We start from the raw sequence: 17,571 nt of genomic DNA on the forward strand, positions 1-17,571 counted from the left end.
GATGTTGAAGATAGACGAAGAGAACGGACTGCTGCGGATACGCGCCAGCGGCCAACTCGAAAGCTCGGACTACGATGACTTCGTGCCTCGGTTCGAGCAGCTTGTTGGGCGAAAGCCCGGCAAGCTGCCGATGGTAATCGAACTCGCGTCCGATTTTGCAGGCTGGGATCGGCCCGGACTATGGCGCGACCTCAAGTTCGACGCGAATCATCAGGACAGCTTCGGCAGGATCGCCATCGTCGGCGATGCGAAATGGGAGGAATGGGGCACCAGGCTCTCCGATCCTCTCATCCGCGCCGAAATGAAGTTCTTCGAGCCCTCCCAGCACCAGGTTGCCGAGAACTGGGCCCGATCCGGGGAGGATACGGCATGAGTGGCGACCATGATATCGATCTCGGTTCGGCCGGGAAGCGCCGGACGCTGTGGATCGTGCTCTGGCTGAACCTCGCTATCGCGATCGGGTTTTTCGTCGTCGGCTACTTCGCGGATTCGAACGCACTCTTGGCGAACGGGCTCGACAACTCGTCCGACGCGATAGTCTATGCGCTTAGCCTGCTCGCGCTGGCTCGCTCGCGCGTCTGGCAGCGTGGTGCGGCGCGGTTCTCCGGGGTGATGCTCCTGGTATTCGCGGCAGGTGTCATTGCCGATGCCGTGCGTCGATTCCTGGAAGGCTCGGAGCCAGGTGGATTCATGATGCTCGCGATGGCGGCAGTCGCAGCCGTGGTGAATCTGATCTGCCTGCGGATGCTCCAGCGGACGGAGGACAAGGATGTCAGCATGCGCGCAGCGACGACCTTCAGCTTCAATGATTTTATTGCCAATGGCGGGATCATCATCGCGGGCATCGTCGTGATGCTCACCGGCGCTAATTGGCCCGACCTGGTCGTAGGCGTCGCTGTGGCATGCATTGCCCTTTATGGCGGCATCCAGATCCTGCGCGATGCCCACATGGACATCCATGACGAGGAAGGGAGCGAGCATCGGAAGGGGGATCAGTTCCGGACATGAGCAATCAACACACACATGGTGGGCATGGCGGCCACAGTCACGGCGAGGAGAACCTGAGTGATCGCCAGCTGATCTTCGCGGTCGCGATCAACCTCTTGCTCACGCTCGCGCAGATCGTCGGCGGGATAGTCTCGGGTTCGCTGGCTCTCATTGCCGACGCCCTTCACAACTTCAGTGACGCCGCCTCGCTCGGCCTCGCGTGGTTCGCCCGAAGGACCGGCAGGCGTCCCGCCGACAGACGGATGACGTTCGGTTATGCGCAGGGCGAGGTCGTCGCTGCGCTCATCAACCTGACGACGCTGCTCATCATCGGCTTCTATCTGCTCGTGGAAGCGATCAACCGCTTCGCCGATCCGCAACCCATCGAAGGATGGACGGTGATCGCCGTTGCGGGCGTGGCATTGGTGATCGATCTGGTTACCGCTTTCATCACCCACCGCGGCGCCAAGGACAGCATCAACATGAAGGCGGCGTTCCTTCACAATGTGTCCGATGCCATGGCCTCGGTCGGGGTGATCGTCGCCGGGGTCCTGATCCTGCTATACGATCTCTACGTGGCCGATCTGGTCATCACCGTCATCATCGCCGCCTATGTGATCTGGCAGGGGCTATCGTTGATGCCGCGCACGGTCCGCCTGCTGATGGGTGCGGTGCCCGACGACGTCGAACTGCGAGAAATCATGGACGAACTCGAGGCGATCGATGGCGTCGAGAGCATCCACCATCTACACGTCTGGAATTTGGGAGAGCACCGCCGCGCCCTCGAGGTCCACATCGTGCCATCCCGCCCGTCACTCGAGCGGTTCGAAGAGCTGAAGCGAACGGTGCGGCTGCGCCTCTCCTCCCGGTTCGGTATCGAACACACGACGCTGGAAGCCTGCCTCGCGACGGACTGCGACGAGAGACTGATAGCCCAAGCCGGGCATTCCGGACGCGTATCCGTGGATTGAACTCGCACGTGAAAAGCACGGGCGGCCGGAACCTATCTTTTCGATGCGGTATTACTTGGCGGCTTCGGAGAGGAAGGTCGCCAGCCTCTGCACGGCTCCTCGCTCTGCCCTGTAGGTGACTGAGCGCCCTTCTTTCGTCGAAGAGACGAGCCCCGCGTTCCGCAACACCGACAGGTGAACAGAGGTGTTGTTGGGCATGGTGTCGGTCTGTTCAGCAACCTCGCTGGACGTGATGCCGTTCGCCGCTCGCGCTATGGCCAGAAATATCTCCAGCCGGGTCGGCTGGGCCAAGGCACTGAGTTTCGCGACGGCATCCATCTTTTCCATTCTCCTGCTGATAGCGTCAGCGATCCCTACCGACAAGTTAATTCAATACTTCATTACCTATTGAAGTATTTTCTGTTCATGCTATGTGCCGTGTCACGAGGCGCTGGTAGGTCCAGTGCGGAACGTGGGGAGCGGTGCGATGAGCGATACCGCAGAATTCGAAATCGACCCTTATTTCGAGCAGGCTCCGGTGGACTGGGCGCTCGATCCTCTCGAGGACAGGAGTGGAGGCATGTTGGCTGTTCACCGTGTCGCGCTCGTCCGGATCGCATGCGTGGCTGCAGAAACCGGCGCCCGAATGCAGCGGGACGGCTTGGCGAATGATCCCGTCGGCTGGATGGTCTCGCCGCGCGAGCTCTTCGAAGGCCGCGCGCCGATCGAAGCCTGCATGGAGCGCAGCGCCTGTTCGAAGGCGATCCTTCTTCATGGCTTGGGTTTCGGCCTCGACGCCGATCCGGCAGTCATCGATCGATTGCTCTTCGACCATTCGGCATCCTTGGAGACCGGACGTGGTTGAACCGGCGCAGTCCGACATCCGGCAGCTCCGCCGTGTCGATCTTCACGTAGGTGAAACAGGCTTCGGGGATCCGGACGATCCTCAACGCGTGGCGGCCGTTCTGGATGTGGAGACCACCGGGCTCGACCCTGAAAGCGACAGGGTCATCGAACTGGCGGTAAGACGCTTCAGGTATGATCCCGGCGGGCACATTACCGAGATCGGTCGGGCATGGTGCTGGCGCGAGGACCCTGGCGTCCCCCTGCCCGAAGACATCATCCGGATCACCGGCATCACGGATCAGGACCTGATCGGTCGGCGGATAGACGACCGGGTCGCGACCGATATCATATCGTCGGCCGATGTCGTCATTGCGCACAACGCTGCCTTCGACCGTCCCATGGTGGAGAAGCGCCTCACCGACCTGCCGATCAAGCAGTGGGCTTGCTCCTGCGTGGAGATCGACTGGGCCGCCGCTGGCTTCGAAGGCAGGTCGCTCGGCTGGCTCTGCGCGCAAGCAGGATGGTTCTATGATGCGCACCGAGCGCAGGGGGATGTCGACGCGCTCATTCAGCTTCTGCGCCATGAGCGGACCGATGGTCGTCCGCTGCTCTACGAGCTCGATGGCAGCTCTTCATGCGATAGTTTCGTTATCGAAGCGGTCGGCTCGGCCTTCTCGACCAAGGATGCTCTGCGGATGCGCGGCTACCGCTGGAATCCGAAGACGCAGGTCTGGTGGCGTGAGGTCATGGAATTCCGCCTTCTCGAGGAACAGGCGTGGTTGGCCAGCGAGGTCTACGCGAGCGGAAAGGGTGCCCGAGCCCTCGGCCCCCGTCTCACGCGCCGAGACGCATACAGCCGCTATCGCCTCGATGGTGCGGACTGATCGATACCCCAATAAATTAGCTCAGGAGAACCGAACATGGCGAGGAAACCGACACAGCGAAAAGTTGCCGGCAAGCAGGTCGCGCAAGCGACGCTGCCGGACGGCCTGATGAACGCCGCACCGGTTCCCTACCCGGTGGCGGACACCAGCATCACCGCACTGCAGGTGTATCACAATCCTGATCGCCGACCGTCGGGCGACGGTCCTTGGAACAACGAGGCGGATAAGGTCTCCTGGATCGACAACGAGACCGGCCTCGGCTGCATCATGCTTCGCCAGAAGAACGGGACGATCTCCGGATATGTGGGGGTGAGCCCAGACCATCCGCTCTTCGGCTTCGAAGCGGACGCCGTGCCGGTCGGCGTCTCCAACACGGTCCACGGCGGCGTGACCTACGGCAAGGCATGCGAGGTCAACCGGTTCGCTCGCGTAGCATGGGGTGAGCCGCGTCAGGAACGCTACACGGTATGCCACACGACTTGGGTCAGGACGGTGCAGGACTATCGCACGGTGCAGACCACAGAGGACGAGTTCCACGAGGATCTGTGGTGGTTGGGTTTCGACACCGATCATCCGGGCGACCTCGTTCCCAACGGTCGATATGGCGAAGGTCGCAAGGGTGACGTCTATCGCGATCAGTCCTTCGTCTACGCGAACTGCATCGAACTGGCGCGAAAGTTGAAGTCGATGATCGAGAAGGGTTCGAACAGGGATAATCCGATACGCGAGCCGCTCGGCCTTCCGGCCCCCTCCGAACGCCACGGTGAGTAATGGTCAGCTCGTTTCGCCCTTTCGGTGCCAGTAAGGAACGCTACGGCGATGATCGGCATCCCGATCTACCTTGGGGATACTGGATGGTTTCGAGCGGATCGGTGCCGGGAGAACCGCCGTTGGTCGATGAGGACGGCCGTGAGTGGGGATCGGTGCGCGAAGCATTCTGGATTGATCGCCTGGGGCTGCCTTCCATCCATTCCGGTTGGATGAACGCGATCATGGAGTTCATGGGGAGCTACCTCGCTATTGCCGACGGTCGCTTCGTGGCACCAGAAGAGCGGGTCCGTGATATCTTTCTTGGTGACGGTCACCTCGATCAGTTCTTCCGAGCCTACCTACTCGCAGCTGGGCTAGTGAGCGACACGGACGGAAGGCCGACGCCTGAAGGGCGCTCTGTGCTGCTGATGCTAATTGCTACGCGCACGCGAGAGGATGCCGAGGAAGAGATCGGTCTGGACTGGATTACTGCGAACCGGACAAACTCGGGTAATTCCGATCGGAGGGAAGCCGCCGAACAGGTGGAAAGGCGTGAGCGGGTCGCTGCGCGCATGGCGCATCGCTTCGTGACCGATACGATCGGAAATGAGCCGGCCGTGAAACTGATCGGCCTGCGGATCACCCGGGAGATCCCGGTGCGCAGCACCCTGTGGACGATGACTTGGCCTGATGGCGACCGTCTCGCGCGCGACCAGTTCTACCTCTGGCTGCTCGAACGCATCGATCGCTGGGATGACTGGAGCGAGCTGGTGACGCGCCACGGTGCGCGCGCCTTGACCGAACACTTCATGAAGCTAGCTTTCTGCGATCGTCTTCCCGCAACCTCATTTTGAACGACAGCCAAGCCGGTTGTGCATTAAATCCTGTCGCTATTGTTCCTGATTTGATCCCGGCCTATCTAGCAGGGATGGGCAAGAATATTCTCATATTCTCAGATGGAACTGGGCAGTTCGGGGGTCTTAGGCCGGACCAGCGTCTGTCCAACATCTACAAGCTGTATCGTGCAGCGCGCCCTGGCGTGGATACTGACATAGACCCAGCGACGCAGGTCGCCTACTACGATGCTGGTCTCGGCACCGGCGAGGCAGGCGCGAGTTGGCCCCAAAAGATCTCGCGTGTCTTCGGAGCAGCGTTTGGGACCGGTATCAGCGACAACATTGCTGACTGCTATGAGGCGATCATCAAGGCGTATGAGCCTGGCGACCGCGTCTATCTGTTTGGTTTCAGTCGGGGCGCATACACGGCACGATGCGTGGCTAATGTCATGAACTTGTGCGGCGTCCCGTCGCGCATGCCTGATGGATCACTAGTTCCCCGTGGCGGCCACGCTCTTCGAGAACTGGCTACGGAGGCCGTGTTCGAAGTCTATGAGCACGGCTCTGGTCACCCCCGCGAGAAATACGAGAAAGAGCGGGAGGAGAAGGCGCGACGCTTCCGGGCGAAGTATGACTGCACGGGCTTTGGGCAGGACGGCGAAGAGCAGGGCAACGTGGCGCCTTACTTCGTCGGCGTTTTCGACACCGTTGCCTCGTTGGGCGCAGGTCGTGCGCTGAGTATCATCATGGTGAGCCTGGTCCTCTTCTTAGCGCTCACGGTCCTCGCCGTGCTAGTCTGGGAGTCCGTGTTGCTGACTGCGGCGTTCGGCATCCCGGTCCTTTGGATCGGATACAAGCTGCTGACTACCCGCCTGCGCCAGCGCAAGGTCATTTGCGACTGGCCGAACCCGGGGGACAAGAAGGTCCACTATGCCGTCTGGCGGATGAAGAATTACGACCGTTTTCTCGATACCAACGTGAAATATGCTCGCCATGCCCGCGCCATCGATGAGAACCGGAAGCACTTCCCGGTTGCAGGTTGGGCCTATTCGCATGATGTTCAGCGAATGGAAGGTCTGGATCCGCCGTGGTTGCGTCAGGTCTGGTTCGCCGGAAATCACTCGGACATCGGCGGCAGCCATCCGGAGGATGAGTCCCGCTTATCTGACATCGCGCTCGGTTGGATGGTCGAGCAACTCGATGAACTCGAGCATCCGATCCAGCTCGATCGGAACCGACTGAGGCTCTGGCCCGATCCCTTCGGCATGCAGCACGACGAAAGGAAAGCGCTCGCGGAAGCAGCCTGGCAGCGATGGCTGCCCAAGAAATTCAGGATCACCTGGCCAGAAAGCCTAAGACAGGTCCATCCTCAAGCGGACCTCCATCCGACAGTGCTAGAGCGGCTAGCCGGCGGCCTCGTCACGGAACACGATATGCCTCGAAGCTACCGCCCTTTGCAGTTGCGCGACCATCATCTGGCGAAGAAGCATTTTTCACCGCCCGCGCCTGAGGCCCGTTGAGAACCTCCAAGGATGATAGCCCCTCAGGTTCACTGGAGGCAGGGTAAGGTTGAACCAACAAATCCGGCATCCGAAATGGCGCGCCCGGCAGGATTCGAACCTGCAACTCCAAGCTTAGAAGGCTCGTGCTCTATCCAGTTGAACTACGGGCGCGCGCTGCGGAGGCGCATAGCGTGCTTTTCGCGCAGCGCAAATCGGCATAGAGCGCGAACATGGCAGAATATCTCACCCGCGTCGAAGGCGATGCTGTGGCACCGCGGCATTTTCGCTATTACGATTTCATCATGGCGGCTTTCGTCGCGATACTTTTGCTGTCCAACATCATCGGTGCGGCGAAGCCCAGTTTCGTGACTCTGCCAGACGGCACAGAGTGGTCGTTTGGCGCGGGCGTGTTGTTCTTCCCGTTGAGCTACATAATCGGTGACGTGTTGACCGAGGTATACGGCTTCGCCCGCGCGCGCCGGGTGATCTGGACAGGGTTTGCCGCACTGGCCTTCATGGCCTTCATGGCATGGGTGGTGGTCGCCTTGCCCCCGGCCAAAGACTGGCCCGGACAAGAGGCTTACGAATTTGTATTCGGCAACTCGTGGCGCATCGTGCTGGCATCGATGGCTGCGTTCTGGGCGGGCGAATTCGCCAATTCGATCGTGCTCGCCAAAATGAAAGTGTGGACCGGCGGGAAAAAGCTGTGGAGCCGCACCATCGGTTCGACCATCGTGGGCCAAGGGTTGGACAGCCTGATCTTCTACCCCCTCGCGTTCTACGGGCTGGCCGGATGGCCGCCGGAACAGCTTATGCAGGTCGTTGTATCGCAGTGGGTTATCAAAACTATGTGGGAAGTCTTGCTGACCCCGGTGACTTATCTGGTGATCGGCACTCTGAAGCGGCGCGAAGGGGTGGATGTATATGACACCACCACCGACTTTTCCCCATTCGGCAAATCCAAAGGCTGATTGCAGCTCACCGACATACACGGCATGCGGATAAAGAAAGGCCGGACCTTGCGGCCCGGCCTCTCCCCTCTCCAACTGGAAATTCCGCTTTAGAAGTTGAACCCGATCCCGATGCCATAACGGCGCGGATCGAGGGTAAAGATGTTGGTGAAGTTACCCGACGATGCATCGGTGACATACAGGCCGGTGACCGAGCTGTCGTCAAAGATGTTCTGGATATACCCACGCACGTACCAGCGTTTGTCCGGCCCGTTGAGCTGGATCTGTGCGTTCGCCTGAACGAACGGTGCGATCCGGTTCACGTTGCCGTTGAACACGTTGCCGTACTGCGTACCCGTCATCGCGATGTCGAAGCGGGGAACCAGCGTGACACCGCCACCGAACTCGGCGGTGTACTGTACACCTGCCGAAGCCTTGAACTCAGGCGCCTGCGGCAGTGCATTGCCCTTCAGATTGACTTCGACACCGGGGCTGAGCACCTGGATGCCACTACCCGTCGGGATATTCGCCTGGAGCGCCGAGCAGACGCTGAATGCCCCCAGCGAAGCGAGGCCCGAATTCGGCCCGAACGATGTCGGCCCCTGCAGCCCGAGATTGGAGTTGAACCCGGTGACGTATGCCGCAGCCAGTCCGGCTGTAGGCGCTGTTACCGCGCACAGCGACGCATTGGTGAGGTCCTTGATAATCACAGCATTCGGATCGCCGCCGCCCGGATCACGCGGATTCGAGAAGTACTGATCGCCAGCCACTTCGGTATGAAGATAGCTGAAGCCGAGATTGATCATCCAGTTCCGATCGGGCCGGATGACCGATTCAAGCTCAAGCCCCCAGATATTGGCATCGATATTGTCGTTGACCGAAGTCCGCGCAACGATGCGGCTGAGCTGAAGGTTCTTGTATTTGTAGTAGAACGCCGTTGCGTTGAGCTGCAACGCTCCATTGGCGAAGGTGTTTTTGCTGCCGATTTCGAAAGCATCGATGTTTTCCGGCGAAAAACTCTCTGGCACAGCGAAGACCGGCGCAAGCGGTGGGTTGATACCGCCCGATTTATAGCCACGCGAATACGATGCATAGAGCAGGTTGTTCGGCGTGATCTGGAAATCGAGCACCGCACGTCCGGTGATCTCGTTGAACGACACGTTCCGCTGTTGCACGAGTTGCTGACCCGGAGTCCCCGCGTCGGCATCGTACAATCCACTCGGCCCGGTCAGAGGCACAATCGGTGAATCAAACGGATCGCCATCGTTGGAGAACGGGTTAAAGAAGTTGAAGAAAGTCGTGCGCGCAGTGACTGATTTCTTGTCACTGTTATAACGCAGGCCGCCGGTCAGCTTCAGCCGATCGCTGATATCGTAATAGACTTCACCGAAGATACCATAGCTATCCAGTTTGAAGTCCATCGTGTTGTTACGATAATACGAAGGCCCAAAATACGAAGGCGGCAGACCTGCCCCCGCGGCCGATACCGTGCCGACGACACCCGAAGCCCAATCCAGCCCGAACGCATTTACGAAGTAGCTGTTTTCTTCCACCGTCGTGGTCGCATAGATACCGCCGAGCAGGAAGTTGAGCGGCCCGTCGAAGTCACTCGACAGGATCGCTTCACCCGACCACGAGGTCTGCAACTGGTTTGAGCGGTCATATGCCAGCGGTACACTGCTGCAGTTAGCAAAACCTTCGTATGCACCGCGACCATCGGTGCGCGGCTCAGAGGTGCACAGCTCGCCAGTCGGGCCGTTCGGAGTCAGCGCATCATAAATCGGCTGAAAGTATGCTCCTAACGTCGGCGACTGGGTGAGCGCCGCCAGGGTTGCAAGGCCGGTGGCGAAGCCCGTGCGGTCCTGAACGCCAAGGTTGTAATCCTGCGAGGAATCGACGTTGGTATCCTGATAGATACCTGTCAGCGACAGGTTCATCGCGCCGAAGTTCTGCGACAGATGCGCCTGAATCTGCAGTTCGTCGGCGTAATATTTCGGGGTGTAGGCAGTGTAGACCTGCCGCACATCCGAAGGTTCGACCGAATTGGCATACACGTCGTTGACGTCATAAACGCTACCGAGTGCAAGCCCCTGAAGTGCAGCAGGAATACCTGCAATGCGGAAGAATTCAGTGGATGACAAAATCGACGCGAGGGTCGAATTGCCGTTGGTCTTCTCAAATGCGCGCTTGGCGTTCAGACAGCCGAGCACCCCGGTGGGATCGCGCTGACACATCTGTTTCTGAATCCGCATACGATCATCGTCTTCGCGGAAGTAATATCCCATCAGATCGAATGTCGTATCCGCGCTGGGTTCCCAGCGGAACGATCCGCGCACCGCGTACATGTCGCGACCGTCGATCCGGGTATTGTCATACAAGTTGTCGGTATAACCATCGCGGTTGAGGTAAAAGCCTGCTACGCGAACACCCATCGTATCGCCGATGGGCAGGTTGATCATGCCCTTCGCCTTGATCGAATCGTAATTCCCGTATTCGGCATCGCCCGAAACATGGAAACCCGACAGATCCGGCTTCGCCGTCACGACGTTGACCACGCCCGATGTCGCATTGCGACCGAACAGCGTGCCCTGCGGCCCACGCAGAACTTCGACACGTTCAAGATCGAAATACTCGGTTTCGAAAATACGTGTTCCGAACAACGGCGAACCATTGGTGTGGATCGCTGTTGCACTGTCGCAGGTCACGCCCACGCAAAGATCGCCAATGCCGCGGATCGTGAAGCTGGCAGAGGTAAAGTTACCTTTGGAGAACGAAACGTTCGGCAGAGTCAGCTGCAGATCGCTGGCATTGTCGATCTGCTGCGCTTCCAGTGCTTCGCTGCTGAATGCGCTGACGGCGATCGGTACGTTTTGCAGCGCTTCTGAGCGACGCTGCGCCGTGACCACGATAGTCTCCCCCAGCGACGCAGCAGGCTGTTGCCTGGCTGTATCGTTAGACTGCTCGGTGGTCTGGTCGGAAGTGGTATCCTGAGCTGCGGCAGGAAATGCTGCGACAGACGCGCAGATTCCTGCAAGCAGGGCAAACTTTACCCGCATAGTTCCTCTCCATGTTGGCGGGCCACTTTTTATGGCCTCATTCCCAAGATGGAAGCTACGTCAATTTCACACGAAAGTGCAAGCGAAGGTTTATTGTTTCGAACAAACGGTACGCAAGATTTCGGATATTTCGCAGCCTGCCGGCGGAAACGCTATCGAGTTGACGTTACGGAAAGCGGGTATTCCCTCGAACGTGGCTGGTTTACCACATTAACATATCAAATTGTGGAATGCCTTTTTCGGCAGTCCGGTCAGGCGATATCGGCGCTGTTCGCTATCTGGGTAATGCCGCGTTTGCCGGTGGAATCACGGCCCAGTTGCACAATCACATCGATCACCGATGCGGCATAAGCGATCGTGTCGGAGCGGGTCAGCCCAATCCCGGTTTGCATCACCATCAGCGAAAGCTGTTCCAGAGCCCCGGCCAGACTGTTGGCGTGAATCGTGGAAAAGCTGCCGGGGTGCCCGGTATTGATCGCCCGCAGGAAGCTGACGCTTTCCGCCCCGCGCAATTCACCCAGCACAATGCGGTCCGGGCGAAGGCGCAACGCAGCCTGCAATAGTTCGTTGGCGGTCACTTTCGCTTCGCCCAGTTCGCCCTTCACCGCTACCAGACCGACGCCATTTTCGCCTGGCATCCGCAATTCGGGCGTATCCTCCACCAGCACGACGCGCTGATCGCGTGGAATCTCGCCTAGCATGGCGTTGAGGAAGGTCGTCTTGCCGGTGCTGGTGCCACCGGAAATCAGGATCGTTCTACGCTGACGTATGGCTTCGCGAAGATAGGCGATCGGTTGCTGGCGGGGATCGGGCATTTCAGCCTGTTCGGCGGCCAGAAGCGGTCCGGTATCGTATGCGTCGAGCGGAAGGTCGAGCCGACGATGCCGCCGGATCGCCATGACCCAGTGCTTGCGCGCGGCAGGTGGGCCACAGAATTGCACACGCGCACCATCGGGCAATGTTGCCCCCAGCAACGGGTGCTCGCGGTTGATGCCCTGATGGCTGACGCGGGCGACCTGTTCGGCCAGCCGCTGTACCAGACGGTCATCGATCTCTGGCGCTTCGATCCGCTGCATTCCGGGGTACGCAGCATCTTCCACCCACACTTCGCCAGGCCGGTTCACCATGATTTCCGTCACCGTATCCCGTTCGAGCCACTGGCGAAACGGCGCGAGATAGGCGTCGAGATAGACGCTACGTTCGCTTGCGGTACCCGCTGGCAAAGGATGAACGTCTGCCGCCATCGATTTACCTGACCGCAGCAACCTGACTGAAGTCGAGATCGCGGGCCGTGAACACGCGGATCGGTTCGCCCTGTCGCACGCGGACAGTCGGGCTGATCTGGCCATCCTGCTGCAAGGCGGTGCTGGCGGCGCTGGCTCCACCGCCCAGAACGACCGAGGCACCACCGGTGGCCAGTCCCCCGATCACCGACAACAGGATCGAAGACCCGAACCGCTTGAAGAAATGGCTGTTCACTTTGCCCGGCAGACCGGCCGTCCCATCGAAACCGACCGCAGGGGATGCCAGACTAACGGAAGCGCCGTCGGGTCGGATCAACCGCGTCCAGATGACATAGGCCCGGCGTTGCCCACCTTGCAGGCCAGACTGGTATTGCCCGATCAGGCGGCTTGAACGCGGCACCAGCACACGGGTGCCGTCGAAACTACGCACGTCCTGGCTCACCACCGCGCGGACATAGCCGGGGACATCGGTATTGATGGCGGTTTCCAGCACCGCCGGGATCAGTGTGCCTTGCGTCACTGTGGTTTGCGGGTTGACCATCGCCTTGGCCTGAGCAGGCGCGCCGCCGACACCGCCGATCTTGCTGGCAAAGTCAGATGCATTGCCGCCACCAGTTGCACCGCCCGCCACCGGGCTTTCCGGCTTCGCGTTCAGCATGGGCGATGTCAGGTTGCTGGCGTCGAATACCAGCGTCGGCGATGAATAGGGATTGGCCTGACTTTCCGGCATCGGCTGCGCTGCCAGCACCGGCTGTGGTGCGGGGTCGTTGCGCGGCATGTTCATCGGCTGCGCCTCTGGCTGAGGCGCTGGCGTGATCGCTTGCGGTGGAACGGCCGGTGCCGGGGCGGCTTGCTGTTGCGCCGCCGGTGCCTGCTGTGCGGCAGTCTGTTCCTTATCCGTGCGCGCAGCATTCATGCCCCACAGTGTCACCGCACCGAGCAAACCGACCAGCGCCACGCCCGCGGCAAGGCCCAGCCCGTCGGACTTCCCCTTGCGCTGAGTGACCGCGGGAAAGGCATTGCGGCTGGCGAGATCGATAATCTCGGCCGATTCCCGTTCACGCGGATCGGTGTCCGGTGCATCGGCGGCGGAGCTTTTCGATGGCAAACGCATGGCAAAGCGCATCAGTTGTTCTCCCCGGCAGGCAGGTTCTCGCTTCGGGCCAATGCGGCCTCGTTACGCAAAGGTCTGGGCGTTCGCTCCGGCCCGCTGTTGACCAGCGTGGCGCTGTCTTCGCCCGAACGCAGGATGATTTCGCGTGGCACCCCTTCGACCACGATCACATCGCCCCGCACAGTGAAGTTCACCGGGCCTTCAACCCCCTTGTAATCCGTCACCAGAATGGCTGGCACGGGTTCCCCGCTATGCCATTGCAGGAATGTCGCGTTGCCATCGTCATAGGTGCGCGCGGGCAGCAAGGCGCGGTCGCCCGTCCCCGCCCATGCGAAATTCAACTCTGCCGGATCGACCACAGCATAAGGATCGCTAGCCGCGGCGGTTTCGACAGCGTTCGGCGCTTGCGGAGTAACGGCTGCCTGACGTGCAGGCTGTTCGCCCTCCGGTTCCTTAGGATACGTGAACCGCAGGACATAGAGCGGATTGGCGCGCGGGCTGGCGACGAGATCGAACAGGTAAGTGTGCCGATCGGTCACGACAGTCATATTGGTCCGCGCCGTGGGGCTGAGCGGTTTGACGAACAGCAGGTTGGCGCGCTTGTTCGGCGTGACCTGCCATGCAGTCGAATCCCCGATGGCGACGTTTTCGATATGCTCGTCTTCGGCAAAAGCGATAGTCGCCTGCACCTTGGTGCGCCCTTCGATGCGGACAACTTTGGCCGGATCGTAGAGCCGTTCCACCAGACGCGGGTCGCTGGCCAGCGCAGGGGCCGATACAGCGGCGAGCGCAATGGTCGAAGCAAGCGCGGAAATCAGCGCGCGGTTCATTTCACATTCTCCGTCTTGCGCGGCGCAGGGGCACGGAAACGACTGCCAATGCCGCGCGCGCGCGAAATGGATGAGGGTTCGCCCCGTTGCTGTCCGCTTGCCGAGGCCGGTGCCTGATTGATAACGACTGTGTCGCGTCGCCCGACGCCGCCTGCCGAGGGGCTGTCGTTCGCAGCCGGTGCTGTGGCGAACGCGGAAACGGGGATGCGTCGTTCTGCTGCACCCGATGTCGCCTGTGCCGCAGTTGCTTGTACGGGAGCGGCAGTGGCGGGAACATGCGACACCGGGGCGGCATATCCGTTGCGCCCATCGGCGCCCTTTTCCGGCACCAGCCCGAACACGCGCCAGCCGGAAACCATCGTTCCGGCCACTTTCAGTACCATTATCATCAGCGCGACATGCACCGCGCCGACCAGGAAAAACGCCATTGCCGCTTGCGGATCGATCTGCCCCGATGTCGCCACCAGCGCAGCCAGAACCGGCACTGCCAGTTCCAGCATAACACTGCCCGCCAGCACCGCGAACAGCGGCGTAATCGCCAGCATCACCACGCCTTTCAGCCATCCGGTGAACAGTCCGCGTGTGCCATCGAACAGTGCCATCACTACGAAAATCGGTCCGAGTGCGACCAGCACCGCCAGCGCGATCCGGGCTGTGACCAGCACACCTACAGTTCCCAGCAGGAACAACATCGCGCCAAGCCACATCATCCCTTCGGGTGAAAAGGCAGATACCTCGGCCTTGCCGCCCTGCCCTGCCTGCTGGATTGCCGCGAACACGACATCGATTTTCTGCGCGAAGACTTGCGTGGCGGAACCTTGCGCGCCGGTGATGATCGTGGCCAGTTCATCCGGCCCGCCAATGGCAAGGTTCCACACCACCCGACTGTAGGCGACCCAACTGGTCACGAATGTCAGCACCAGCCCCAGCAGGATCATGCGCGGGGTCAGCGAACGGACGCCCAGCCCGCTACGCCCCAGCAGCAGCGAAATCGCGAAGAACGCGACATACAGCGTCAGCAGGATGGTCAGCACAGTCAGCAGCGCACCGCCGGGGGCGAACATGCGGCCGAACGCCTGCGCGGTGGTTTCGCCCGCGATGCAATCGACCGCGCGCAGCGCCGCCGCGACGCCGCCTGCCGCGTTACCGGCGGCCTGATCGCAGGCCACGCTCATTCGGCAGCCTGACGGAACGGAACATCGTCCGCCCCGCCCTCCGTCTCTGCAATAGATGCACCGCCGGGCCATGCATGGCCGGTCAGCGCAGGGAACCAGTCTGCGGGCGCGTCGCCCACTGCATCGCGCAGCAAGTCGAGCCGCCGCACAGTGCTTTCACGGCCCGACAGGATCGTCAGCACTTCGGGCGCACCCGACAAGTCGAGCCGCACAACAACGCTGGCATCGGGCTGGCGGATCAGGAAGCAGCGGCTGTACGCGGGCAAGCTACGGATCAGTGCCAGTTCGTGACTGGTCAGCCCGAACCCGTCGCAGTAATCTTCCGCCCGCGCGCGGCTGTTGGGCATGAACACCATCGTCGCGGTCTGTTCGACCAGCGCAGTGGAAATCCGGCTCTCCAGGGCATCGCGCGCCGACTGTGTGGCAAACCCGACCAGCGCGTTGCGCTTACGCAAAGTCTTCAGCCAGTCGCGAATGCGGGCGGCGAACACTTCATCGTCGAGCGCCTTCCACCCTTCGTCGATCAGGATCATCGTCGGCTTGCCATCCAGCCGTTCGTCGATCCGGTGGAACAGGTACATCATCGTCGGCGTCCGCAAGCGCGGATTTTCCAGCAGCGCCGTCATGTCGAAGCCGAGTGTGCGGACATCGAGATCGAGCTTGTCGTCGGCATTATCGAACAGCCAGCCGTGTTCCCCGCTGCCGATCCACGCCCCCAACCGATCTGCCAGATCGCCCGGTTCGGGTCGGCGTGTACCCGACAGCAATTCGCGGAAATGGCGCAGGCGCCGCAGCGAAGGATCGTTGGCATAAGCCGCATCGACGGCAGCCGTGATAGTCGAAAACTCTTCCGGCCCGTCCGCCTTCAGCAAGACTGCCAGCCAGTCGCGCAGGAACGCCCGGTTGGTGGGCGTATCGGGCAAAGCCAGCGGGTTGAACCCGGTTGGCTCTCCGCTGGCAATCCGATCGTACCGCCCGCCGATGCCGCGAATAAACAGCTCCGCTCCGCGATCCTTATCGAACAGGATCGTTCGCGGATTGAATTTCTGCGCCTGCGCGGCGAGGAAATTCATCACCACCGTCTTGCCCGAACCGCTTGGCCCGATGACTGAAAAGTTGCCCAGATCGCCGTTGTGAAAATTGAAGAAAAACGGGGTACTGCTAGTCGTCTGCAAAAGAGTGACCGCTTCGCCCCAGTGATTGCCCTCGGCCTGCCCCAGCGCCATGCCGTGCAAACTGCCGAAGCTGGCCATATTCGCGCTGGAGATCATCGCCCGACGCACCAGATAGCTTTCGTTGCCGGGGAATTGCCCCCAGAACGCCGGTTCCAGATTGGTATCTTCGCGCACGACGATCGCACCGGTATCGGCCAGCGATGCGGCGCAGGCGGCAGTTGCTTCATCCAGTGCAGGCAGACTCTTTTCGCGGACCAGCACTGTCAGGTGATGATCGCCGAAGCCGACTGCTCCATTGCCCAGCGCATCGCGCGCAGCCATCATGTCGGCCCGCTCCGCCATTGCTTCCTCGTCGGCGGATTTGAGACGACGGATCGCCAGATCCATCCGCTCGCGCGCGGTAGTCCGTTCTTGTGGAGCGTAGCTTTCCGAAACGATCATTTCAAACGGCTGGCGCAACAGCGCATCGAGCAGGCCGGGGCTGGTCGCGTCGGGATAATCCTTCAGGCTGAGGATCGCTGCGAAATCGGGATCGCCCGACCCGCGCAGCTCCATCGCGTCCAGCCCGAAACTGGCCCGGCGATAGGGCAACATCTGACCAATGTCGGTCTGATCCGCCGGACGCCTTACCGGACGCATTTCGCCATTGTAGAGCGCGCTGAGCAGTTCGAGCAGTTCGTTGTTGGTCGCTCCGCTCGGCCCTTCGTAATCGCCCAGAACCGCCGCGCCATACGCTTGCAGCGATGCGGCCAAGCCGGTCACAGCAGCTTTCAGAGCGCGCACATCTTTGGGATCGGCCTCGACATCGTCCTGCCCGCGGCGGTTCCACAATTTGCCCATACGCTCGGCCAGACCGGCCTTGCCCCGCGCAGGGCGGCGGATAATCGTGACGAACTGATCGTTGACGAACAACGAACCGCCCGCCAGCCGTTCCTTCCACCGCCGGTCGATATGCGCGGCCAGCGGATCGGCAAATTCGCTCTCCAGCTCGATCTCCACCCGGCGGCGGATCACATGGTGATACATCACGAACCGCGCATCGAGCGTGGACCGCAACATCACTTCGCGAGTGGTCGCGTGGGCGTTCAGCGCTTCGCTGTCTTCGGTTTCGAACAGCAGGCCGGGCACCTGCAGCGCAGTCATCACGCTGCCATCGCGCAACAGCACGGTGTTGCCATCGATCAGCCGCGCATAGGGTAACCGGTCGCCGGCGCGGGCTTCCTTCGCGCTCCAGGCGGCAGCTCCGATCCACTTGCTCATCGACCCACGATC

General features: G+C 61.0%; 16 protein-coding genes and 1 tRNA gene. 9 read left to right on the top strand and 8 right to left on the bottom strand.

Going from position 1 to position 17,571, the window contains the following annotated elements; all coding sequences use genetic code 11:
* The first annotated feature begins 1 nt into the window (after position 1).
* Genes CV013_RS00675 through CV013_RS00685 form a run of 3 tightly spaced genes read left to right on the top strand, consistent with a single transcriptional unit; the run spans position 2 to position 1,958 of the window.
* On the top strand, positions 2–373 hold the full coding sequence (locus CV013_RS00675; RefSeq protein WP_223805366.1) for a SpoIIAA family protein: 372 nt from the start codon (positions 2–4) through the stop codon (positions 371–373).
* Entirely contained in the window at positions 370–1,008 is a 639-nt protein-coding gene (locus tag CV013_RS00680) for a cation diffusion facilitator family transporter (protein WP_102153347.1), read from the top strand. Before CV013_RS00675 ends, CV013_RS00680 begins: the two co-directional genes overlap by 4 nt.
* On the top strand, positions 1,005–1,958 hold the full coding sequence (locus CV013_RS00685) for a cation diffusion facilitator family transporter (RefSeq protein ID WP_102153348.1): 954 nt from the start codon (positions 1,005–1,007) through the stop codon (positions 1,956–1,958). Before CV013_RS00680 ends, CV013_RS00685 begins: the two co-directional genes overlap by 4 nt.
* A gap of 51 nt (positions 1,959–2,009) precedes the next feature.
* Here CV013_RS00685 and CV013_RS00690 read toward each other — a convergent pair whose 3' ends face one another.
* The gene (locus CV013_RS00690; protein WP_123639991.1) at positions 2,010–2,285 is read right to left on the bottom strand and encodes an ArsR/SmtB family transcription factor; all 276 of its coding nucleotides are present in this window, start codon (positions 2,283–2,285) and stop codon (positions 2,010–2,012) included.
* Positions 2,286–2,424: 139 nt separating this feature from the next.
* Between CV013_RS00690 and CV013_RS00695 the strand changes: the two genes are divergently transcribed.
* The 5 genes from CV013_RS00695 to CV013_RS00715 all read left to right on the top strand — a co-directional run bounded on the left by CV013_RS00695 (position 2,425) and on the right by CV013_RS00715 (position 6,773).
* A complete protein-coding gene (locus CV013_RS00695; RefSeq protein ID WP_102153350.1) occupies positions 2,425–2,802 on the top strand; it encodes a hypothetical protein in 378 nt (125 codons plus the stop codon).
* Entirely contained in the window at positions 2,795–3,667 is an 873-nt protein-coding gene (locus CV013_RS00700; protein WP_223805365.1) for a 3'-5' exonuclease, read from the top strand. Before CV013_RS00695 ends, CV013_RS00700 begins: the two co-directional genes overlap by 8 nt.
* A 36-nt stretch (positions 3,668–3,703) precedes the next feature.
* The gene (locus CV013_RS00705) at positions 3,704–4,438 is read left to right on the top strand and encodes a hypothetical protein (protein ID WP_102153352.1); all 735 of its coding nucleotides are present in this window, start codon (positions 3,704–3,706) and stop codon (positions 4,436–4,438) included.
* A 119-nt stretch (positions 4,439–4,557) separates the two neighbouring features.
* Positions 4,558–5,271, top strand: coding sequence for a hypothetical protein (locus CV013_RS00710; RefSeq protein ID WP_123639990.1), 714 nt, complete (start codon positions 4,558–4,560; stop codon positions 5,269–5,271).
* The gene (locus CV013_RS00715; RefSeq protein WP_198591814.1) at positions 5,268–6,773 is read left to right on the top strand and encodes a DUF2235 domain-containing protein; all 1,506 of its coding nucleotides are present in this window, start codon (positions 5,268–5,270) and stop codon (positions 6,771–6,773) included. Before CV013_RS00710 ends, CV013_RS00715 begins: the two co-directional genes overlap by 4 nt.
* Positions 6,774–6,849: 76 nt before the next feature.
* On the opposite strand, the gene CV013_RS00720 is transcribed toward CV013_RS00715, so the two are convergent.
* Positions 6,850–6,926 (bottom strand) — tRNA-Arg (locus CV013_RS00720).
* Positions 6,927–6,985: 59 nt separating this feature from the next.
* Between CV013_RS00720 and CV013_RS00725 the strand changes: the two genes are divergently transcribed.
* On the top strand, positions 6,986–7,726 hold the full coding sequence (locus CV013_RS00725) for a queuosine precursor transporter (protein WP_102153355.1): 741 nt from the start codon (positions 6,986–6,988) through the stop codon (positions 7,724–7,726).
* Positions 7,727–7,815: 89 nt separating this feature from the next.
* On the opposite strand, the gene CV013_RS00730 is transcribed toward CV013_RS00725, so the two are convergent.
* From CV013_RS00730 to CV013_RS00755, 6 genes are all read right to left on the bottom strand, one after another.
* Complete coding sequence (locus CV013_RS00730) at positions 7,816–10,761, bottom strand: TonB-dependent receptor (protein WP_102153356.1); 2,946 nt, start codon at positions 10,759–10,761, stop codon at positions 7,816–7,818.
* A gap of 251 nt (positions 10,762–11,012) precedes the next feature.
* Positions 11,013–12,005 (bottom strand): P-type DNA transfer ATPase VirB11, encoded by a 993-nt coding sequence (gene virB11, locus CV013_RS00735; RefSeq protein WP_102153357.1) that lies wholly within the window; start codon positions 12,003–12,005, stop codon positions 11,013–11,015.
* Positions 12,006–12,009: 4 nt separating this feature from the next.
* On the bottom strand, positions 12,010–13,131 hold the full coding sequence (locus tag CV013_RS00740; protein ID WP_223805364.1) for a TrbI/VirB10 family protein: 1,122 nt from the start codon (positions 13,129–13,131) through the stop codon (positions 12,010–12,012).
* Entirely contained in the window at positions 13,131–13,949 is an 819-nt protein-coding gene (locus CV013_RS00745) for a TrbG/VirB9 family P-type conjugative transfer protein (RefSeq protein ID WP_102153358.1), read from the bottom strand. The genes CV013_RS00740 and CV013_RS00745 overlap by 1 nt, the downstream gene beginning before the upstream one ends.
* Positions 13,946–15,124, bottom strand: a complete 1,179-nt coding sequence (locus tag CV013_RS00750) for a type IV secretion system protein (RefSeq protein ID WP_102153359.1) — start codon at positions 15,122–15,124, stop codon at positions 13,946–13,948. Before CV013_RS00750 ends, CV013_RS00745 begins: the two co-directional genes overlap by 4 nt.
* Positions 15,121–17,559, bottom strand: a complete 2,439-nt coding sequence (locus CV013_RS00755; RefSeq protein ID WP_102153360.1) for a VirB4 family type IV secretion/conjugal transfer ATPase — start codon at positions 17,557–17,559, stop codon at positions 15,121–15,123. Before CV013_RS00755 ends, CV013_RS00750 begins: the two co-directional genes overlap by 4 nt.
* Positions 17,560–17,571: the final 12 nt, after the last annotated feature.

The sequence above is a fragment of the Tsuneonella flava genome, from assembly GCF_002870965.1.
GTDB lineage: Bacteria > Pseudomonadota > Alphaproteobacteria > Sphingomonadales > Sphingomonadaceae > Tsuneonella > Tsuneonella flava.